The organism is Microbacterium sp. SS28 (assembly GCF_022761035.1).
GTDB lineage: Bacteria > Actinomycetota > Actinomycetes > Actinomycetales > Microbacteriaceae > Microbacterium.
Window position 1 is genome coordinate 536862 of sequence record NZ_JAKWJP010000004.1, and the last position, 18240, is coordinate 555101.

At 67.7% G+C, this 18240-nt stretch carries 16 protein-coding genes; 8 read left to right on the top strand and 8 right to left on the bottom strand.

The annotated features are described in order from the left end of the window. Nucleotides 1-242: 242 nt before the first annotated feature. From MJ607_RS13995 to MJ607_RS14015, 5 genes are all read left to right on the top strand, one after another. Entirely contained in the window at nucleotides 243-779 is a 537-nt protein-coding gene (locus MJ607_RS13995) for a hypothetical protein (protein WP_243076209.1), read from the top strand. Nucleotides 780-805: 26 nt separating this feature from the next. Then, the gene (locus MJ607_RS14000) at nucleotides 806-3337 is read left to right on the top strand and encodes a hypothetical protein (RefSeq protein ID WP_243076210.1); all 2532 of its coding nucleotides are present in this window, start codon (nucleotides 806-808) and stop codon (nucleotides 3335-3337) included. A gap of 568 nt (nucleotides 3338-3905) precedes the next feature. Beyond that, nucleotides 3906-5024 (top strand): ROK family transcriptional regulator, encoded by a 1119-nt coding sequence (locus MJ607_RS14005; RefSeq protein WP_243076211.1) that lies wholly within the window; start codon nucleotides 3906-3908, stop codon nucleotides 5022-5024. Then, nucleotides 5021-6310, top strand: coding sequence for a 6-phospho-beta-glucosidase (locus MJ607_RS14010; RefSeq protein WP_243076212.1), 1290 nt, complete (start codon nucleotides 5021-5023; stop codon nucleotides 6308-6310). Before MJ607_RS14005 ends, MJ607_RS14010 begins: the two co-directional genes overlap by 4 nt. Beyond that, nucleotides 6298-7344, top strand: a complete 1047-nt coding sequence (locus MJ607_RS14015; protein ID WP_243076213.1) for a BadF/BadG/BcrA/BcrD ATPase family protein — start codon at nucleotides 6298-6300, stop codon at nucleotides 7342-7344. Before MJ607_RS14010 ends, MJ607_RS14015 begins: the two co-directional genes overlap by 13 nt. 76 nt (nucleotides 7345-7420) lie before the next feature. Here MJ607_RS14015 and MJ607_RS14020 read toward each other — a convergent pair whose 3' ends face one another. Genes MJ607_RS14020 through MJ607_RS14050 form a run of 7 tightly spaced genes read right to left on the bottom strand, consistent with a single transcriptional unit; the run spans nucleotide 7421 to nucleotide 14368 of the window. After that, complete coding sequence (locus MJ607_RS14020) at nucleotides 7421-8248, bottom strand: carbohydrate ABC transporter permease (protein WP_243076206.1); 828 nt, start codon at nucleotides 8246-8248, stop codon at nucleotides 7421-7423. Next, nucleotides 8245-9246, bottom strand: a complete 1002-nt coding sequence (locus tag MJ607_RS14025; RefSeq protein WP_243076207.1) for a carbohydrate ABC transporter permease — start codon at nucleotides 9244-9246, stop codon at nucleotides 8245-8247. Before MJ607_RS14025 ends, MJ607_RS14020 begins: the two co-directional genes overlap by 4 nt. Nucleotides 9247-9305: 59 nt before the next feature. Continuing rightward, on the bottom strand, nucleotides 9306-10574 hold the full coding sequence (locus MJ607_RS14030) for an ABC transporter substrate-binding protein (RefSeq protein WP_243076214.1): 1269 nt from the start codon (nucleotides 10572-10574) through the stop codon (nucleotides 9306-9308). Further along, on the bottom strand, nucleotides 10571-11986 hold the full coding sequence (locus MJ607_RS14035) for a protein O-GlcNAcase (protein ID WP_243076215.1): 1416 nt from the start codon (nucleotides 11984-11986) through the stop codon (nucleotides 10571-10573). The genes MJ607_RS14030 and MJ607_RS14035 overlap by 4 nt, the downstream gene beginning before the upstream one ends. Further along, on the bottom strand, nucleotides 11983-12720 hold the full coding sequence (locus MJ607_RS14040) for an SIS domain-containing protein (RefSeq protein ID WP_243076216.1): 738 nt from the start codon (nucleotides 12718-12720) through the stop codon (nucleotides 11983-11985). Before MJ607_RS14040 ends, MJ607_RS14035 begins: the two co-directional genes overlap by 4 nt. Before the next feature lie 2 nt (nucleotides 12721-12722). Beyond that, complete coding sequence (locus MJ607_RS14045) at nucleotides 12723-13640, bottom strand: BadF/BadG/BcrA/BcrD ATPase family protein (protein WP_243076217.1); 918 nt, start codon at nucleotides 13638-13640, stop codon at nucleotides 12723-12725. Beyond that, nucleotides 13637-14368: a GntR family transcriptional regulator gene (locus tag MJ607_RS14050; RefSeq protein WP_243076218.1), complete on the bottom strand. Its 732-nt coding sequence runs from the start codon at nucleotides 14366-14368 to the stop codon at nucleotides 13637-13639. The genes MJ607_RS14045 and MJ607_RS14050 overlap by 4 nt, the downstream gene beginning before the upstream one ends. Before the next feature lie 246 nt (nucleotides 14369-14614). Between MJ607_RS14050 and MJ607_RS20240 the strand changes: the two genes are divergently transcribed. Genes MJ607_RS20240 through MJ607_RS14065 form a run of 3 tightly spaced genes read left to right on the top strand, consistent with a single transcriptional unit; the run spans nucleotide 14615 to nucleotide 16460 of the window. Beyond that, nucleotides 14615-15196 carry a GNAT family N-acetyltransferase gene (locus MJ607_RS20240; protein ID WP_243076219.1) on the top strand — a complete coding sequence of 194 codons (582 nt, stop codon included), beginning with the start codon at nucleotides 14615-14617 and terminating at the stop codon, nucleotides 15194-15196. A gap of 9 nt (nucleotides 15197-15205) precedes the next feature. Then, on the top strand, nucleotides 15206-15709 hold the full coding sequence (locus MJ607_RS14060; protein WP_243076220.1) for an amino-acid N-acetyltransferase: 504 nt from the start codon (nucleotides 15206-15208) through the stop codon (nucleotides 15707-15709). A gap of 49 nt (nucleotides 15710-15758) precedes the next feature. Next, nucleotides 15759-16460 (top strand): hypothetical protein, encoded by a 702-nt coding sequence (locus MJ607_RS14065; protein WP_243076221.1) that lies wholly within the window; start codon nucleotides 15759-15761, stop codon nucleotides 16458-16460. Between the two features lie 128 nt (nucleotides 16461-16588). On the opposite strand, the gene MJ607_RS14070 is transcribed toward MJ607_RS14065, so the two are convergent. Next, complete coding sequence (locus tag MJ607_RS14070) at nucleotides 16589-18148, bottom strand: amino acid permease (protein WP_243076222.1); 1560 nt, start codon at nucleotides 18146-18148, stop codon at nucleotides 16589-16591. Nucleotides 18149-18240: the final 92 nt, after the last annotated feature.

An 18240-nucleotide genomic window follows, 5' to 3' on the forward strand; every position in this document is an offset into this window, starting at 1 on the left:
GCACCCGGCACGTGCAGCTGAGGAACGAACACCGCCGTCACCCGCCCCGCCGCACCCCCGGTAGCGGGAGCCGCGAGGGACGAAGTCGACCGTTGACACCGTGGCCCGACCCAACTACCGTCAGGATAGTAAAGTTTCCTAACTTGATGGAGGGCGCGCCTCAGCGGACTACGAAAGCTCGAAGGACACACCGGATTGAATCCAGCAAGACACTGCAACATCACAACCAGGAAGGAAGAACTATGCGCTTCAAATGGAAGCCAGCGGTTCTCATCTTTGCCCTACTCGCCAGCCTCGCAGGAGCGGCGCCGGCAGCATTGGCTGCCCCGCCTGTCACCGCAGGGAAGGCGACGGTGCTCTACACCTACGATCAGGCGCTGACCAAGCTCGGTTCATCCGATGCCGAAGCCTCCGTCAAGAAGTACATCGGCTTCGTTCAGGACGCGACCTATCGTCCCGCCACCGCGAACCCGGGCGTTGACATGCCGACGCACCTTTCGAACGCCAACACCTTCGTCAACCACGAATTCGACGTCAAGCCGTCTCTTTTCCCCGCGCTTCGCGGTGTGAACACCTCGGTTCTCGACCACAACCGCAAGAACCTGTGGATCGGCACGAATAAGGGCGTCACGAAGATCGAGCTGAAGAGCAACAAGACGACCGAGTACAAGACAGCCAACAAGCAGCTCGTCGACGACAAAGTGCTCCTGCTCATCTCCGACGGCGGCAAAGGCGTGTTCGCGATTACGGAATCCGGCGTTGCACGGATTTACCAGTAAGGAAAAGTAGCCACTCAATGTCAAGCATGAACAAGAACCTCAAGAGAGTGATCGGCTGCGCTGCAGCCGCCGCTCTGCTGGTCTCGCTGCCGGCTGCGCCGGCACTCGCGGCCAAGCCCCACGCCGCCTCGTTCTCGGCAGTCAAGCTGGAACCCGTTCGAACGAAAGAGGTCACCTACTACAAGCCCGGGACGACAACGCCGGCGATCCAGTGGGTGACCGACAAGAAGGCGCCGACATTCTTGCCGGTCGCAGTGACCGACGATGTCACGAGCGTGGTGAAGGACGCAGAGGGCGTCTACTGGATCGGAACTCAGAACGGACTTCAGCGCGTCAACTTCGAAGAAGAAGATGAGCGTGACATCGTGCAGTATTTCGCCGGACCACGCTACCTGTTCGACGGTGACGATCATGTGACTGGGCTGGCCAGCGACGGACAGGGCGGTGTCTGGGTCCAAAACGCGCGCGGTATCACGCACATTGCGATGCCGTTCAAGACGCTGCAGGAGAAGGCCACCGCTTATGAAGATGTCATTCAGTCGGTCCATGATCGCCGAGGGATGACCTCGGATGCGGGGTTCGCCTTCACCCCCGCCGACGCATCTCGCGGCATCAACTACGGCGACGGCACATTCACGTCACGTGCAGAGACGAGCGACAACGACGGCCTGTGGACGGCGATGTACGCCATCGGCGAGATCTACCGCTACCGGACGCTGCTCGAGCAGGGCGGCTCGCAAGCGGAAGTCACTGAAGCGAAGAACGCCGCACTGCGCGCCACGAAAGCGGTGCTGCTGCTCGACTACGTGTCCGGCCGCGGCAACGGCTTTCCGGCACGCTCGTACATGTTGACGAGCGAAGCAGGCGCACAGACATCGGACGGCACGGACTTCGGCTTCCAGAGCCAGAACGGATTCTGGTTCCATCCGGTGATGGACGGCTCGCCGAATCCGAATGGCATCATCCCGAGCATGGAACGCTTCGATGAGGACGGCCAGCCCATCGAGCCGATCGGCTACTCGATCGCACGTGTGACCAAAGATGCGATGACCAAGATCGGCAGCAAGCTGTTCCCCTCAGGCGGAGACGGCGAGATGAACTACAACGGACTCACGATGACGGCGGACGCGGTCACGACGCTGAACGCTTCACGACCGACCGGTGCGCAACTGGGCACTGACATCTATGTGAAGGTGGGGGATTCGGCGCAGCAGGTTCTTCCCGTCATCACCTCGGCCACCAATACCAAGGCGAAGCCGAGTGCTGACACCGGGACGAGCGCCGCGAATCCGGCCCTGTTCCAGCTCACAGTGCCGGTCTACGAGCAGATCCCGACGTTCTTCAACGACTTGTTCCCTGAGTCGGCGATCAAGGACGGCAGCATCGACATGAGCCAGATCGTGTACAAGGCAGACACGTCGTCGGATGAAGTCATCGGACACTATTCTCTGTTCTTTGCAGCCCACGAGCTGCTGGTGGGCGATAGCCACGATCCGGAAATGCTCGCGCTCAAGGGCATCCTCGAGCAGACAACCGAGCGCATGACCGATCTGATTCTGAAAGACGACCACTTCTACATCGAGGATGCGACAGGCAAATCGACGCTGTGGTCCAAGTGGTTCGCCAAGTACTTCAACGACACGACCGGTGCGATGGAGCAGCGTCCGGAATGGGCCTCCCACGTCGGCGTCGACGCGGACGGTGAAGATTCGCTTTCCTACGGCTATGAAGATGCGCCGCTGAATGCGCTGGAGGTGATGTCCATCCTCAAGACGGCCAGCAACATCATCGGCAAGCAGGAGTACAAGGACGCCTATGACGTGCTGTTCGACGCTTCCGGGTACAGCAAGGAAGAGCCGTACATCAATGGCAAGGGCTATGTCGGCATGGCGAACGAATACATCGACCGCCGTCTCGTCAGGCAGGCGACGAATGCATACGGGATCAACAACAATGAATTGGTGACCCGGGACAACTACGAAGCCGCCTATGCCGAGGCCGGCGACGACATCGAGGATCGTTCCAACATCAACGCCACTGTGCACAATGATTGGACGCAGTACATCAACTACTCCGACGAGGAGTTGGCTTGGTTCGCGCTGTACCCGCTCATTCTGCAGGAGAACGATCCGGCCAAGCGTCCGCAGATCGTCGCGGCATTCGACCAGTGGTATGCGAATGAGGTGCGTGAGGAGAACCCTTACTACACGTTCCTGTACCAGCTGGCACACCCGGAGAGCAAGGACATCGATCTCGAGTCGGCGGTTCGATACCTGTCTCGGCAGTACGAATATCAGGTCGAATTCCCGGTGCAGACGAACCGCCAGGATGTCCTCTACATCGAGCCGGGCGATCGCGACGATTACAAGCAGACGAACTACGTGCTGCCGCCTGACGAGCGACGTGCGATGAAGAACAACGGCAATCCCTTCGAAGCCGAGCACCAGGCCACGGGGGTGTATCCCAATTACGACTACACCAGTGGGAGCTTCGTCGTCGGGTTCACGTTCACGCTGCCCTACTGGATGGGCCGTTACCACGGCATCATCACGGAGTAGCGCGACGCGAGTCGCATGAGAAGGCCACCACACGGGCGCGTGACAGCGTCGTGTGGTGGTCTTCTCGTTGTATAGGGAGAGCACGAATGTGCTCGAAGTCGGCCGGTGGAATGCCGGCACTGCTGCGTCCGGGAGGCTTCGGCCCGCCGGCGATATCGTTGCTCCTGTGCCCGAGCAGATCGCGTGCGACCCCAGCCGTGGCCGACGACGCCGCAGCGCCTGCCGTGCGGAGACCGCGGCAGGTGAAGAGCGTCGGCGCCGGCAGCGATGGACGGCAGGTCCCGGGAGAACTCCCGTCGGAACCTCCGCATCAGCCCCCCGAGGATGGGGGGACCTTTCGCTCCGTTCATGCCCTCCATCCGACGCGATTCCGCGTGCAACGGCTATCTGAACTCCGGCCGTCACACGCCGCGCGAAGTCAGTGGGGGCTGGCGTTGACACCTTGGTCTCCGGTGACTAATGTTTAGATAGTAAAGTTTCCTAACTTCCCCGGAGGATCGCTGTGCACACATCGTTGCCAGGCGACAGCCGCGGCCCAGCGCCTGCACAGCCAGGCCTGCTGCGCTCTATGAACAACCGCGTCGTGCTCGACCTTCTGATCGAGCACGACACGTTGACCCGCAGTGACGTGCGCACGCTTACAGGCGTCTCGAAGCCCACCGCCTCATTGCTGCTCCAGCGGCTCGAAGAGAGCGGCCTCGTGCGCCCGAGCGGGTTGGGCGACACCGGTCCCGGAGGCCGTGCACCGCAGCTCTACCGCATCAATCCGGCCGCCGGGTACGCCGCCGCCGTCGACGTTCGCCCCGGGAGCGTGTGGGTGCGCATCTCGAACATCGCGGGGGCCATTGTCGCGGAGCGCGTAGACCAGAACGATCAGGCCGCAAACGGCCCTGACCGCGCCGCCGCCATCATCCGGTCCTGCTGCGAAACTGCAGGACTCTCGCCAGCCCAGCTCGACGCGATCGTCGTCAGCGTGCCCGGCTCCTACGACAGCGCGGCCGACACGCTCAGCTACGTCGACCACCTGCCCGGCTGGCAGCACGCCGCCGTCGGCGCCGAGCTGCGGATGCTCTTCACCAATGCGTCGGTCGCCATCGAGAACGACGTGAATCTCGCCGCGATCGCCGAGCGGGATGCCGCCCGCGGTGAATCCGACAGCTTCTTCCTCTTCTGGCTGGATGAGGGCGTCGGCGGAGCGATCATGATCGACGGGGCGCTGCATCGCGGCAGTCGCGGCGCGGCCGGCGAGGCGGCATTCATGCTCATTCCCGGTGCCGTGTTCGATGCGGAGAGCCGCAGGGACGGAGCGCTCGAGCGCCTCGTCGGCGAGCACGCACTGCGCGGTCTCGCCGCCGGAGCGGGGCACGAGGCAGCGACCGCAGCCGAGGCGCTGAGTGCACTGCTCGGTGATCCCACCGCAGCGCCTGCCGTCGCCGAGCTCTGCAACCGCTACGCGTGCGCCATCGCATCGGTCATCGCCCTGCTCGACCCGGCGCGTGTTGTGATCGCCGGCAAGCTCGCGCGGCTCGGCGGCGAACGGCTGAGCGCCGAGATCGCCCGCCAGCTCGCCGCGATCATGCCCGCGGCGCCCCCGCTCGCCGTCACCGTGGCGACCGACACTCCGATCCTCGACGGCGCGATGCTCATGAGCCTCGAGATCGCGCGCGACCGGGTGTTCACGACATGAGCGGGCGGCGCATTCGGCTGGCGGTGGTGGGCGGCGGCTCGACCTACACGCCCGAGCTCGCGGACGGTATCGCTCGCCTCGGCAAGACCCTCCCCGTCGAGGAGCTCGTGCTGGTCGACCCCGACCCCGCACGCATTGAAATCGTCGCGGGGCTCACATCGCGCATACTCGCGGCTGCCGGCAGCACCTGCCGCGTCACCACGACTGCCGACATCTCCGCGGCCGCGGAGGGCGCGGACGCAGTGCTCGTGCAGCTGCGCGTCGGCGGGCAGGCCGCGCGCGGTCGCGACGAGAGCTGGCCGCTTGAGTGCGGCTGCATCGGGCAGGAGACGACGGGGGCCGGCGGACTGGCCAAGGCACTCCGCACGATCCCCGTCGTGCTCGACATCGCCCGTCGGGTGCGGGCCGTCAACCCCGACGCGTGGATCGTCGACTTCACCAATCCCGTCGGGATGGTCACTCGTGCGCTGCTCGACGACGGGCATCGCGCGGTCGGCCTGTGCAACGTCGCGATCGGCTTCGAGCGGCTCTTCGCTTCGGTGCTCGGCGTCGAGCCGGAACGAGTCGAGCTCGACCACGCAGGGCTCAACCACCTCAGCTGGGAGCTGGGCGCGCGCATCCGGCATGACGACGGGACAGCCACCGAGGTGCTTGATCGTCTCATCGACGCGCACGGCGATGCGCTCGTCGATGAGATCGAGCTGCCGCTCCCCCTGCTGCGCTCCGAGCGCGTCATCCCCTCGTACTATCTGCGTTACTACTTCCAGCACGACGAGCTCGTGTCGCTCGCAGCCGACCGGCCCTCGCGCGCCGCGCAGGTCGCGGCGCTGGAGGCAGAATTGCTCGAGCTGTACGCCGATCCGGCACTCGACCACACGCCCCCGCAGCTGCGCGGCCGTGGCGGTGCGTACTACTCGGATGCCGCGGTCGGCCTGCTCGCGAGCCTGCTCGGCACGGGCGCAGCACGCGATCACATCGTGAACGTGCGCAACCGCGGCATCCTGCCGTTCCTCGACGACGAGGCGGTCATCGAGGTGCGTGCGAAGGTCGGACCGGACGGCATCCTCCCGCATCCGGTGCCCGCGCCACCCCCACTCGTCTCGGGGCTTGTCGCGCATGTCTCGCGCTACGAGCAGCTCGGCGTGGAAGCCGCCCTGCACGGCGGTCGCGACCGCGTGGTGCGGGCGCTCCTCGCGCATCCGCTCGTCGGGCAGTACGCGACCGCGCAGGCGCTCGCCGACCGGCTCATCGCCGAGAACAAGGAGTGGCTGCCGTGGGCGCAGTGAACGAACCGCGACTGCTCGCATTCGACGGCGGCAACAGCAAGACCGACGTGCTGCTCGTCGCCCTCGATGGCACGGTCCTCGCGCGCGCGCGTTCGGGGCCTTTCACACCTCACCTCATCGGCGCGGGCCCCGCCGTCGCGACGGTGGCACCTGCCGTGGAGCATGTGCTCGCGATCGCCGGCCTCACCGGGGTCGACGTCGTCGCCGGCTATCTTGCCAACGCCGATCTCCCGGAGGAAGAGGTGGCGATCGCCGACGCGATCGCGGCCTACGGGTGGGCACCCCGGGTCGAGGTGCACAACGACACGTTCGCCATGCTCCGTGCGGGCACCGACGCCGCAACGGGCGTTGCGGTCGTCTGTGGGGGCGGCATCAACTGCGTCGGGATCGCGCGCGACGGGCGTCACGTGCGCTACCCCGCACTCGGCCGCGCAACCGGCGATTGGGGCGGCGGGGTCGCGATCGGCGAAGAAGTGCTCTGGCATGCGAGCCGCGACGAGGACGGCCGCGGCCCGGCGACCCTGCTCACCGAGCTTGCCGCACGGCACTTCGGATGCTCGTCCGCCGTCGAGGTCGCCACAGGCATGCACCTCGGCACCATCGATCGTGATCGCATGCACGAACTCGTGCCATTGCTGTTCGCTGCGGTCGACGCGGGCGACTCCGTCGCGGCCGGAGTCGTGCAGCGTCAGGCCGAAGAGATCGCACTGCTCACGATCACGACAGTCCGCCGCATCGACGCGCTCGACGCGCCCATCGACATCGTGCTGGGCGGCGGCATGCTCACGAGCCGTCACCCGGCGCTCATCGAGCCCGTGCTCGAACGCATTCGCGCGGTCGCGCCGCGGGCCGTCGTCTCGATCGTCGCCGATGCGCCGATCGTCGGCTCCGCGCTTCTGGGCCTCGAGCACCTGGACTCGCTGGTGGGACAACGCGGCTCCGCGTCCGCCCGCCGTGAACGGCTGCGGGCCACGCTGGACACCCCTTACGAAGTGCGCGGGCACGACACGCACGAGCTCGTGGCCAGCGCATAGCGTCGGGCCCCGGTGGGTCTGTAGTAACGAAGAGAGCGGATGCTGTTGGCATCCGCTCTCTTCGTTGTTTGTGGGGTTATTTGATGCTGCCGGCGGTGAGGCCTTCGGTGATCTGTTTGTTGAAGGCGATGTAGATGATGATCATCGGGATGGTGACGATGGAGAGTGCGGAGAAGAGCAGGCTGTAGTCGGTGACGTAGCGGCTGGAGAATGCGAGGAGGCCTGTGGGGATGGTTTTGAGTTCGTCGTCTTGGATGTAGAGCAGGGCGAGGAGGAATTCGTTCCAGCAGGAGAGGGCGGAGAAGACGGCGACGGTCGCGAGGCCTGGGCGCAGGAGTGGCATGGCGATCATGCGGAAGATGCGGAAGTCTCCGGCGCCGTCGATGCGGGCGGCTTCGAAGAGTTCTTCGGGGATGGCGTCGAGGAACACTTTGAGGAGGTAGGTCGCGAGCGGGAGTCCCATGGCGGTGTAGGGGATGATGAGTGCCCAGTAGGTGTCGGTCAGGCCGAGGTTGGTGAAGATCGTGCTCTGCGCGATGAAGTAGGACTGCAGCGGCAGGATCAGGCCGAGGGAGAGTAGGCCGAGCAGCAGTTTCGCGCCGCGGAAGCGGTAGCGGCTGAATGCGAAGGCGGCGGCGGAGGAGAGCACCAGGATCGCGAGGACTGATACCGAGGTGACGATCGCGCTGTTGAGGGCGTAGCGGCCGATGTTGCCGACTTCCCATGCTTGCGCCCAGATGGTGAAGTCGATTCCGGTGGGCAGGGAGAACGGGGTGGTGAAGATCTCGGCGTTGCTTTTGAAGCTGGAGAGCACCATCCAGACGAGCGGGATGAAGAAGACGAGCGCGAGGGCGGCGAGCCCGAGGTAGACGAGGCTTCGGCCGAGGCGGATGCTCGCGGTCATCGGACCAGTTCCTTTTCGATGGGGACGGATGCTGCGCTCGGGGCGGGCGCGGGTGTCGGGGTCTGCGCGGCCGTCTTTCGTGCGGCGGCCCGTGCGGCGTTTCGTGCGGACTTGCGTGCCGACCGCTCGTCGTGGTCGCCGCGGCGGCGGAGGGCGGTGGCGGTGAGGCCGATGGTGACGACGACGGCGGTGAGGACGACGGCCATCGCGGAGCCGTAGCCGACTTGGCCGGTGTGGAACACGGACTCCACGAGGTAGGTGGTGGGGATCTCGGTCGCGTGGTAGGGGCCGCCGTTGGTGAGGACGTAGAACAGGTCGAAGGATTGGAATCCGCCGGTGACGCAGAGCAGGATCGCGACTTCGATGGAGGTGCGGATGATGGGGACGCGCACGCGCCAGAAGATGGTGCTCTCTTTCGCTCCGTCGAGGCGGGCGGCTTCGACGACCTCGGTGGGGACTTGGCGGAGCGCGGCGTAGAAGATCGTCATGTAGAAGCCGGCGTAGACCCAGCCGGAGACGACGCAGATCGCCAGCAGCGCGGTCTGTTCGTCGCCGAGCCAGACGCGGGTCCAGTCTTCGAGGCCGAAGGCGCGCAGGGCGCCGTTGACGAGGCCGAAGTCGGGGTTGTAGACGAAGGACCATAGGACGGCGACGACGACCATGGGGAGCATGACGGGGGTGAAGATCGCGACCCGGAACCACAGTGATCCGCGTTTGACGGAGATCGCGATCCCGGCCAGGACGAGGCCCAGCAGCACCTCGACGACGAGGGTGACGAGGATGTAGACGACGACGTTGAGGAACGACTGCTGGAAGACGGTGTCGCCCAGGGCCTGCGCGTAGTTGTCGATGCCGACGAAGACGGCGTCGCTGTAGCCGTCCCAGTCGGTGAGGCTGTAGGCGCCGGTGAAGACGAACGGCATGAGCACGGCGAAGCCGAAGACGGCGAGCGCGGGTGCGATGAACAGATAGGGGGCGAGAGGCCGGTGTGCCCTCATGGCGTCCTCCGGTCGTGCCGGTGCGGGACCGAGGGGTCTGCCTCGGTCCCGCACGGGGCTTACTTGGCGAGCTGCTCCTGCAGCTGGGTGAGAGCGTCGTCCGCGGTCGTGCGACCGCCGAGCACTTCGGCGAGGCTGCGGTAGAACGCGTCGGCGACGTCGAGGTCGTAGCCGGTGTCGGGCGGGCTGATGACCACGGCCGACTCGGAGAGCAGCGAGTTGAGGCGGATGGTGCGCTCGTCGATCGTCTCGGACGCGGTCGCGGTGACGGGGACGGCTTCGGCCTCGATGAAGGCGTCGGTGTTCTCGGCCGAGCTGAGCAGCGCGAGGAACTCGGCAGCCTTCTCCTGCTTGTCCTGGCCGCTCTTGGCGTTGACGACGTAGCCGGTGACGACGCCGATGACGCTGTCAGGGTCGGCTTCGCCCGGCATGGCGGGCAGGTTGACGAAGTCGAAGTCGAGGTCGGGGGCCTCGTCGATCGCCCAGCTCACCAGCCAGGAGCCGATCGCGTGCATCGCGGCCTTGCCCTGGAAGAACAGCTGCGCGCCCTCGTTGTCGTCGATCGCGTTGACCGACTCGTTGACGCACTTGTGCTCGGCGAGGTCCTCGACGTAGCCGAACGCGTCCTGCCATGCGGGGGCGCTGAAGTCGGCTTCGCCGCTGAGCGCCTTGTCGTACTCCTCGTGACCGACCACGCGGGAGACCAGGTGGGCGAGCCAGTTGCCCGCGGCCCAGAGGTCTTTGTTGCCGGACGCGATCGGGATGATGCCGTCCGCGGCGAGGGTGTCGCACGCGTCGAGCAGCTCGTCCCACGACGTGGGCGCCTCGATGCCGGCGGCATCGAGGATCTCGGTGTTGTACCAGAGGACGTTCGTGACGTCGGCGATGTGCGGCACCATCAGGACCCGGTCATCGACCGTGGCGGCGGCGTACTGGCCCTCGTCGAGGACGCCGGTCAGGGGGCCGTCCTCGATGAACGGGGACAGGTCGGCGACGAACCCGTCGGCGTCGCGTTCGAGCAGACGGTTGCCGACCCACTCGAAATAGATGTCGGGCGCGTTGCGGCCGTTGAGGAGGTTGGGCAGGCCGATGGTCTGGTACATGTCGTCGTCCTGGAAGTTCAGGTCGACCTTCCAGCCATCGTTGTCGGCCTCGAACTGCTCAGCCACCGACTCCCAGACACGGATCTGCGCCTCACCGGGCGAACCCATCGCAATCCGCAGGGTCTGATCATCCGCAGCCGAACCGCTTCCGGCACAGCCGCTGAGGGCGAGGGCCGCGATGCCGGTCGCGGCCATCGCGGTGACGAGGGAAATACTTCTGTTCACTGCTGTTCTTTCTGGGTGAGGAGCAGCTCTTCGGTGAGGGGCTCCGGGTGCGGGTGAGGGAGAGGGTGGGGGCGGCACAGGCCATCGAGCGTCATGTCGAGCACGTCGCCGAAGATGCGGACGCGCCGGGCGCGGAGATCGTCGAGGAACGGCCAGAGGACGCTCGCGCCGTCGCTCTCGAGCCGGCCCTCGGCGGTGAGCCGCGCGATGGCCTGCATCGCGGCGGCGCCGACGGCGAAGGCTTCGATCCAGGGCAGGCTCTCGGCGACGAGCCGCTCGTTCTCGACGGGACCGTCGAGCAGCCGGCGGGCGGATGCCGCGAGCCGGTCGGCGAGCGGGCCGAGTGTGCGCACGGCTCGGTCCGCGTCGCCGATGAGCAGCCCGAAGGTGTGCTCCTCGAGCGCGAACGTCGCTTCGGGCGCGTCGAGCTGGCTCAGGCAGGAGGACCGGGAGTTGTCGGCGAAGTCCCGGTAGGCGTCGGCATCGCGCCCGGCGACATCGCGGATCGCGGCATCCCAGCTCGTCTCGGCGTCGTAGTCCGCGGGCGAGGCGAGGTAGTCGGCGATCGTCGCGATCGCGATCTTCGACGACTCGAAGCGCTCCATCGCGTTGGCGATGACCCCCTCGGCATTGCCGGCCAAGTCGGCTGCGCGACCTCGGTACGGGCCGATGTGCAGCTCGTGGCCCATCGCGACGTCGTTGACCGGGTAGTTGTCCCAGTAGGTCGGGCGGCGACCCGTCGCGTGCGTGAAGACACCCGCATCCGCGGCGTCGAGGGTCGCGGAGCAGATCGCGCGCCCCGTCCAGAAGAGCGCGATGTCGGCGTCGAGCGTCTGGCCGAGCTCGGCGATGTACGGCTCGTCGCCGTAGCCCCAGTAGTCGGTGGGGCACACGATGAGCGTCGCACCGGGGACGCGAGCCTGCAGGCCTCGGAAGACGAGGTTCGCGAGCGTCGCCTGCCCCTGCGCGAGGGACGTGTAGCGCGCGATGTCGGCGTCGTGCTGCAGGCGGCCGGGGACGTCGTCGACGAGCAGGCCGAAATGACGGATGCCGAGTGCCGCGACGGACTGGAGCTTGTCGAGCACGCGCTCGGCGTCCGCGTCGTCGGAGTACCGGATCGTGAGCCCCGGCGAGAGGCAGTAGGTGAGCTCGACGCCGGCCTCCGCGCCCGCAGCGACGAGCTCGCCGAGATCGGCGAGCGCTTCGGGGCCGTACGGCTGGGCCCAGTCGCGGCGGAGGAAGGGATCGTCCTTGGGGGAGTACACGAAGCGGTTCATGCCGCGCGCGCCGATGAAGCGGATCATCTCCAGTCGGTCTGCGTGCGTCCAGGGGGTGCCGTAGAAGCCTTCGACGACGCCCCGGACGCCGAAGGCCGGCGCCTGCGGTCGCTCAGCGGCGACGCTGCCGCTCATGGCCGCCGCTCCAGCAGCGTGTCGTTGATCGCGTCGCCCGCATCGATGTTGCTGCTCGCGAAGACCCTCGGCTCGACTCCGGCGGCGACGACGAGCCCGACGCTCTGGGCGACGATGGCGTTGACGATCGCGGCGCCGACGGCGGTCGAGGTGGGAGCGACGCGGCGGTCGAAGCCCGGCACTTCGACGGCCGCATCGCCCAGCTCGCCGCGGTTGTCGATTACGATGTCGGCGATCTCGAAGAGCCGCAGCGAGCCGCCCCGCGCGCTCGTGGCTCGCGAGTGGCTGAGGCTCGTGATCGCAATCACCGTGATGCCTCGGTCGCGCGCCTCTGTCGCGAGCTCGGTCGCCACCTGATTGCGCCCGGAGTTCGAGAAGACGAGGAGGACGTCGCCGCGCGACACCCCGTGGTCTTCGAGGATCTCGCTCGCGAGGCCCGGGAGGCGCTCGAGGCGCGTGCTCAGCGGTGCGTTCGCGTGCAGCATGAGCGCCTCGAAGAGGATCGGCCGCACGTCGACGAGCCCGCCGGCGCGGTAGAAGAGCTCCTCGGCGAGCATGTGCGAGTGCCCCGAGCCGAAGGCATGGATCTCGCGTCCGCTCTGCAGCGCCCCGGCGACGGCTTCGGCCGCACGCGCGATGGCATCCCACTGAGTGTCGAGCACCTCCTGGAGGAGCGCCGTGACGCGCGCGAGGTACGAGCGCCCCGGGTCGGTCGAACTCTGTGTGTCGTACATGGTCAACCTCTCGTCCAGACATGGATGCCGTCGTCGGCGGGGGAGTGCGCGAGGAGCATCGCGCCGTCGAGGGCGTCGCCGAGCGGCGCCCTCGCGTCGAACACGCCGGGGTCGTCCCCCAGCCGCTCGACGATCCGGTCATCGAGCTCGGCGCCGAGGCGCCCGAGGATGACGAGCGGCGTGGCGGCGTGTGATCCCGCGTGCCGACGCGCCGCGCGTGCGACGAGGGCGAGCTCGTCCACGGCGTCGTCGATGACCGTCGTCGCCACGGGATCGCCGGCGCGGGCGGCGGCGAGCACCTCGGGAGCGAAGTGCGCGATCTCGTCGACGGCGCGTTCCGAGGAGTGGATACGGATCGGGATGCCGCGCACGGCGCCGAAGCGGGACTCGGCGGCCGACACGAGCAGCGTGGACGGCCCGCGGCCGTCGGCAGCGCGCAGAGCCGCCGCGATGCCCGCCCGCCCGATCCAGTACGCCCCGCCTTCGTCCCCCAGGAGGTAGCCGTGCCCGCCCAGCAGGTCGGGAACGGCGTCCGCCGGCCCACGCGTCGCGCACGCGACGCCGGTGCCGACCGAGAGCGCGACGCCCCACCCGCCGGCGAAGGCGCCGGCGTGCGAACTGATGCCGTCGTCGCACACCACGACCCGGCCGGCGCCGAGCTCATCGGCCACGAGTCGCGCGAGGTGTGCGCAGCCCTCGTCGTCGGGCACGGTCGTGAGGCCGAGCACGGCGACGTCGACGGGGTGCGAGCCGGCGATCCGCCACGCATCGGCGACCGCGGCGGCCGTGGCCCGGAGGGTGCGCGGGCCGTGCCAGCTGACACCGGGAACGACGCCGCCGCCGCCGGCCGAATCCCGCACACGGATCGCCGACTGGCCGCCGTCCACGGCGAGGACGCTGATTGCGGCATCCGTCGTCATGAGTCGGCCTCGCCCGCGGCGCCGGTGACCTCGGCGCGGAACTGGTACTTGTCGCCCCGGTAGAGGCACGTCGCGAGCATCACGACGCGTCCGGACCGATCCGTGTCGACCATCCGAACCCGCAGACACGCCTGCTCGGCGCCGATGCCGAGGAGGTCGGCGCTCGCGGGATCGGGGAGGATCGGCTCGATGCGCATGCTCGCGGCGCTCGCCACGAGGCCGTGCCGCGCCGCGAGGACCTCGTAGAGAGAACCCCCCAGGTCGTCGTGTGTCAGGTGCGGGGCGTACGACACCGGGATGCTGACGCTCTCGATCGCGACGGGCTCGTCGTTGCCGAGACGCAGGCGCGAGATCCAGAAGACGGGCGACCCGACCGGGATGCGCAGCCGGGTCGCGAGCGCGTCGTCGGCGGTGATCGTGCGGAAGTCGAGGATGCGGCTGCTCGGCTCGATGCCGCGCGACCGCATGTCGTGCGTGAACGACGTGAGGCCGATGACGCGCAGGACGGGGCTGAAGACGATGTAGGTGCCCGAGCCGTGGCGCCGGTCGAGGAGCCCCTCGACCACGAGCTCGTCGACGGCCGCGCGCAGCGTCATGCGCGCGACGCCCCACTCTGCGGAGAGGTCGCGCTCGCTCGGCAGCCGACGCCCGGGGCCGAGCTCGGCGATCAGGTCACGCAGACGCCCGCGGAGCAGATCGCGGGTGCGTGTCTTCGACGTTGAAAGCACCAGGAGAGTAGAACTCATTCGTCGGCGATCTGCAAATCCGGACTAGACCACTTGACGGAGCACGGGGCGGCGATCGGTGGACCGCATCGAATCGCCTTCACCTCGACATACGCGGCGATCAGTCGACGGACGGGCCGTGAAAAATAGACCAGCGTGCACGGCTTGCGCGCCGAGGTGGACTAGACCACTTCTCGGCACGTGGCCCGGAAGAGGAGATGCTGCGGCCCGTTCGGCTATCGTGTCGGCGTGCTCACACGCGCCGCTCGACTCGACGACCTTCCTGCCGCCTACCGCGTCTGCCACGAGACGGGACTGCCCGACGACGGTTCGCCGCGGTCTCCCGAACTGCTCGGCCACGTCTATGTGGGGCCGTACCTCGTCGCCCCCGGCGCGCGTGCCGTCGTCGTCGTCGACGGCGAGGGCGTCGGGGGCTATCTCCTCTGCGCCCGCGACACCCGGTCGCACGAGGCCTGGGTCGAGCAGCACTGGCTGCCGGGCCTGCGCGTCGACCATCCGCTCGACTTCCCTCGGTCTCCCGCCGATCAGGAGATCGTGGAGCTCTTGCACACGCCGGCGATCGCACCCGAATCCGTCGTCGCGGGCTTCCCCGCCCACATGCACATCGATCTGTTCGAGCGGCTGCAGGGTCGGGGGCTCGGAAGCACGCTCATCGGAGACCTCTTCGCGGATCTCGCCCGAGAGGGGATCCCGGGGATCCACCTGGGCGTCGGCGTCGACAACGCGGGCGCCATCCGTTTCTACGGCCGCCTCGGTTTCGTCGAACTCATGCGGGACGCCTCCGCCGTGTACATGGGTCGCCGACTCTAGGCTTGACCCGTGAGTGAATTCGTCGTCAGGCCCGCGACGGCCCTCGACGTCCGGGGCATCTGGGAGATGCTCGACCCCTTCGTCCAGCGGCGGATCCTGCTCGGCAAGGACATCGTCGTGCTGTACGAGTCAGTGCAGCAGTTCCTCGTGGTGGAGGACGAGACGGGAAGGCTCGTCGGCTGCGGCGCCCTGCACGTCATGTGGGAGGACCTCGGCGAGATCCGCACGCTCATCGTCGTCGACGAATGGCTGCACCGAGGAGTCGGGCGCGTCATCGTCGAGGGGCTCGAGGAGAACGCGCGGGCGCTCGGCCTCCGTCGCCTGTTCTGCCTCACGTTCGAGGTCGACTTCTTCACGCGCCGCGGGTTCTCGCCGATCGGCGAGCAGGTCGTCGATCCCGACGTCTACTCGCAGCTCATCCGCTCTCCCGACGAGGGCGTCGCGGAGTTCCTCGACCTCGCGCACGTCAAGCCGAACACCCTCGGCAACACCCGCATGATCAAGCAGCTCTGACGAGCGCGCCCCGGTCGGAACAGCCCGGCGGCCCACGTAGCCTGGAAGCATGACCCGAGCTCGGCCGCGTACGCGGCGACGCTCCGCCGCGGTGTATCGCCGCCGGCGGCTCGTCGTGCTGCTCGGGGTCCTCGCGCTCGTCGCGGCCGTCGTGTGGCTCGTCGTCGCGCAGCCCTGGCGCGGCATGGCCTGGCCGTGGGACCAGCCCGCAGACCCGACGCCGTCGGCCTCGCCGTCCGCGACGCCGTCCGCGACATCCACTCCCACACTGACCCCCTCGGACGCTCCGACGGTGTCCGAGACGCCGACCCCTTCGCCGACCGCCGACGCCGTCGGCACCGCGAAGCCGTGCGTCGCGCGAGACATCCTGGTCGAAGCGCTGTCGGACGCCGACACCTACGCCGGCGGGCAGAACCCCCAGCTCTCGATCCGGCTCACGAACCAGGGCGACGCCGACTGCACGCTCAACGTCGGCACGACGACCCAGATGTTCACTGTCTCGAGCGGCAGCGACGTGTGGTGGCGCTCGACCGACTGCCAGACCGAGCCGAGCGACATGATCGCGACGATCGCGGCGGGTCAGACCGTCTCGAGCGCGACGCCCGTCGTGTGGGACCGCACGCGCTCGTCGGTCTCGACGTGCGACACGGCGAACCGCCCCGTCGCCCCCGGTGGAGGGGCCTCGTACCACGTGACCGTCGAGATCGGCGGCATCCCGGCGTCCACGTCGAAGCAGATCCTGCTCTACTGACGGCTGCGCCTACCCGCCTGCCGCCGCGCCGGCGAGCCGGCGAGCCGGGCCTGCCGCGCCCCGTCCCGGCCCAGAAGGCGAAGGGCCGGATCGCCCCCGCGATCCGGCCCCCGTTCCCCCTGGTCGAACTACTGCTTGCCGCCGAACACCTCGCCCTCCATGGCGTCGTAGCCCTCCGCCTGCGGGTCGCGGTGCTGACCTCCCGAGAGCGCGTACTCCTCCTCCGGAGAGAGCACGAGACGGTGGCGTCCGACGAGCGCGAAGATGACGAGGCCGATGACGTAGAACACGAGGATTGCGATGATCGCCGCCGTGTATCCCGGGTTGAGGAACTGCCCGACGAACGTCGCGAGGGCGATGAGGCCGGCGACGACCGCTCCCGTGATGCCCACCGGGCTCTTGTACGGCCGCGAGACGTCGGGGAGCTTCACCTTGAGCAGCACGTACGAGACCATCTGCAGAAGATACGCGATGACCGCGCCCCACACGGCGATGTTGAGCACGATCGCGTTCGAGACGGCGCCGATCTCCTCGTTCGCCCGCGTGATGAGGTCGACCGCGAGCAGGACGACGAAGCCGACCACGGCGCCGGTGAGCAGCGCGACCCACGGGGTCTGACGCTTGCCTGTCAGTGAGAGGAACTTCGGGTAGTAGCCGGCCCGAGACAGCGAGTACATGTTGCGTCCGTACGCGAACATGATGCCCTGCAGCGACGCGAGCAGACCGATGAGAGCGAACAGCGACAGCACGGCCGCGAGCTCGGCAGGAAGGAACGCGCGGAAGCCGTCGAGCAGCGGCTCGCCGCTCGCGGCTATCGCGGCCGAGCCCGTCACCGCGGGGTTGAGGAAGAGCACGAGCGCACCCGTGAAGATCAGGGTGACGAGGCCCCAGATGCCCGCACGCGGGATGTCCTTCTGCGGGTTGTGCGCCTCCTCTGCGGCGAGCGGCAGCTCCTCGATGCCGAGGAAGAACCACATCGCGAAGGGGAGCGCGAACAGGATGCCCATGAATCCGAACGGCAGGAACTCCGATGAACCCGCGACGGTTTCGTCGGGCGCGATGTCCCACACGCGCGCGAAGTCGACGGCGCCGTTGGCGAACGCGAGGATCGCGAACAGGACGAGGATGCCGACCGTGAGGATCGAGACGACGATCGCGAACCGGAACGAGATCGCCGCTCCTGCCGCGTTGAGTGCGATGAAGACGGCGTAGAGGACGATCCACCAGACCCACTGCAGTCCGAGCGCCTTCAGGTCGAACGCGCCGTCGGACAGGATCGAGAAGATGCCGTTGAGGTAGTCGGCCGAGAACAGGACGATGACACCCGTTGTGAAGACGTACTCGATCGTCTCGGCGAAGCCCGTGATGAAGCCGCCCCACGGCCCCATCGCCGATCGCGCGAACGAGTAGGCGCCGCCCGTGTGCGGAAGGGCTGCCGACATCTCGCCGATCGAGAACAGCATCCCGAAGTACATGATGACGATGATGATCGTCGCGACCAGCAGGCCGCCCCAGCCGGCCGATCCGAGGCCGAAGTTCCAGCCTGAGAAGTCGCCCGACACGACGGCCGCGACGCCGAGACCCCACAGACCCCAGAAGCCCGCGGCCCGAGTGAGCTGACGTTTCTGGAAGTACTCGCTGCCGGCCTGGGTGTAGGTGACACCGCCGACGGACCGGGAATCGGACATGGAGGGCTCCTCGCTCTCGGGGGAAGCGCGCGCGATTTCACGGGATGGATCGCGTCTGGCATAGAGAATGGCGCGAAAGGTAGTTGGTGTCT

Coding starts and splice junctions, on each gene's coding strand:
- MJ607_RS14000 (WP_243076210.1), top strand. CDS start 806: ATGAACAAGAACCTCAAGAGAGTGATCGGCTGCGCTGCAGCCGCCGCT.
- MJ607_RS14070 (WP_243076222.1), bottom strand. CDS start 18,148: ATGTCCGATTCCCGGTCCGTCGGCGGTGTCACCTACACCCAGGCCGGC.
- MJ607_RS14065 (WP_243076221.1), top strand. CDS start 15,759: ATGACCCGAGCTCGGCCGCGTACGCGGCGACGCTCCGCCGCGGTGTAT.
- MJ607_RS14005 (WP_243076211.1), top strand. CDS start 3,906: ATGAACAACCGCGTCGTGCTCGACCTTCTGATCGAGCACGACACGTTG.
- MJ607_RS14035 (WP_243076215.1), bottom strand. CDS start 11,986: ATGAGCGGCAGCGTCGCCGCTGAGCGACCGCAGGCGCCGGCCTTCGGC.
- MJ607_RS14020 (WP_243076206.1), bottom strand. CDS start 8,248: ATGACCGCGAGCATCCGCCTCGGCCGAAGCCTCGTCTACCTCGGGCTC.
- MJ607_RS14010 (WP_243076212.1), top strand. CDS start 5,021: ATGAGCGGGCGGCGCATTCGGCTGGCGGTGGTGGGCGGCGGCTCGACC.
- MJ607_RS14040 (WP_243076216.1), bottom strand. CDS start 12,720: ATGTACGACACACAGAGTTCGACCGACCCGGGGCGCTCGTACCTCGCG.
- MJ607_RS13995 (WP_243076209.1), top strand. CDS start 243: ATGCGCTTCAAATGGAAGCCAGCGGTTCTCATCTTTGCCCTACTCGCC.
- MJ607_RS14045 (WP_243076217.1), bottom strand. CDS start 13,640: ATGACGACGGATGCCGCAATCAGCGTCCTCGCCGTGGACGGCGGCCAG.
- MJ607_RS14025 (WP_243076207.1), bottom strand. CDS start 9,246: ATGAGGGCACACCGGCCTCTCGCCCCCTATCTGTTCATCGCACCCGCG.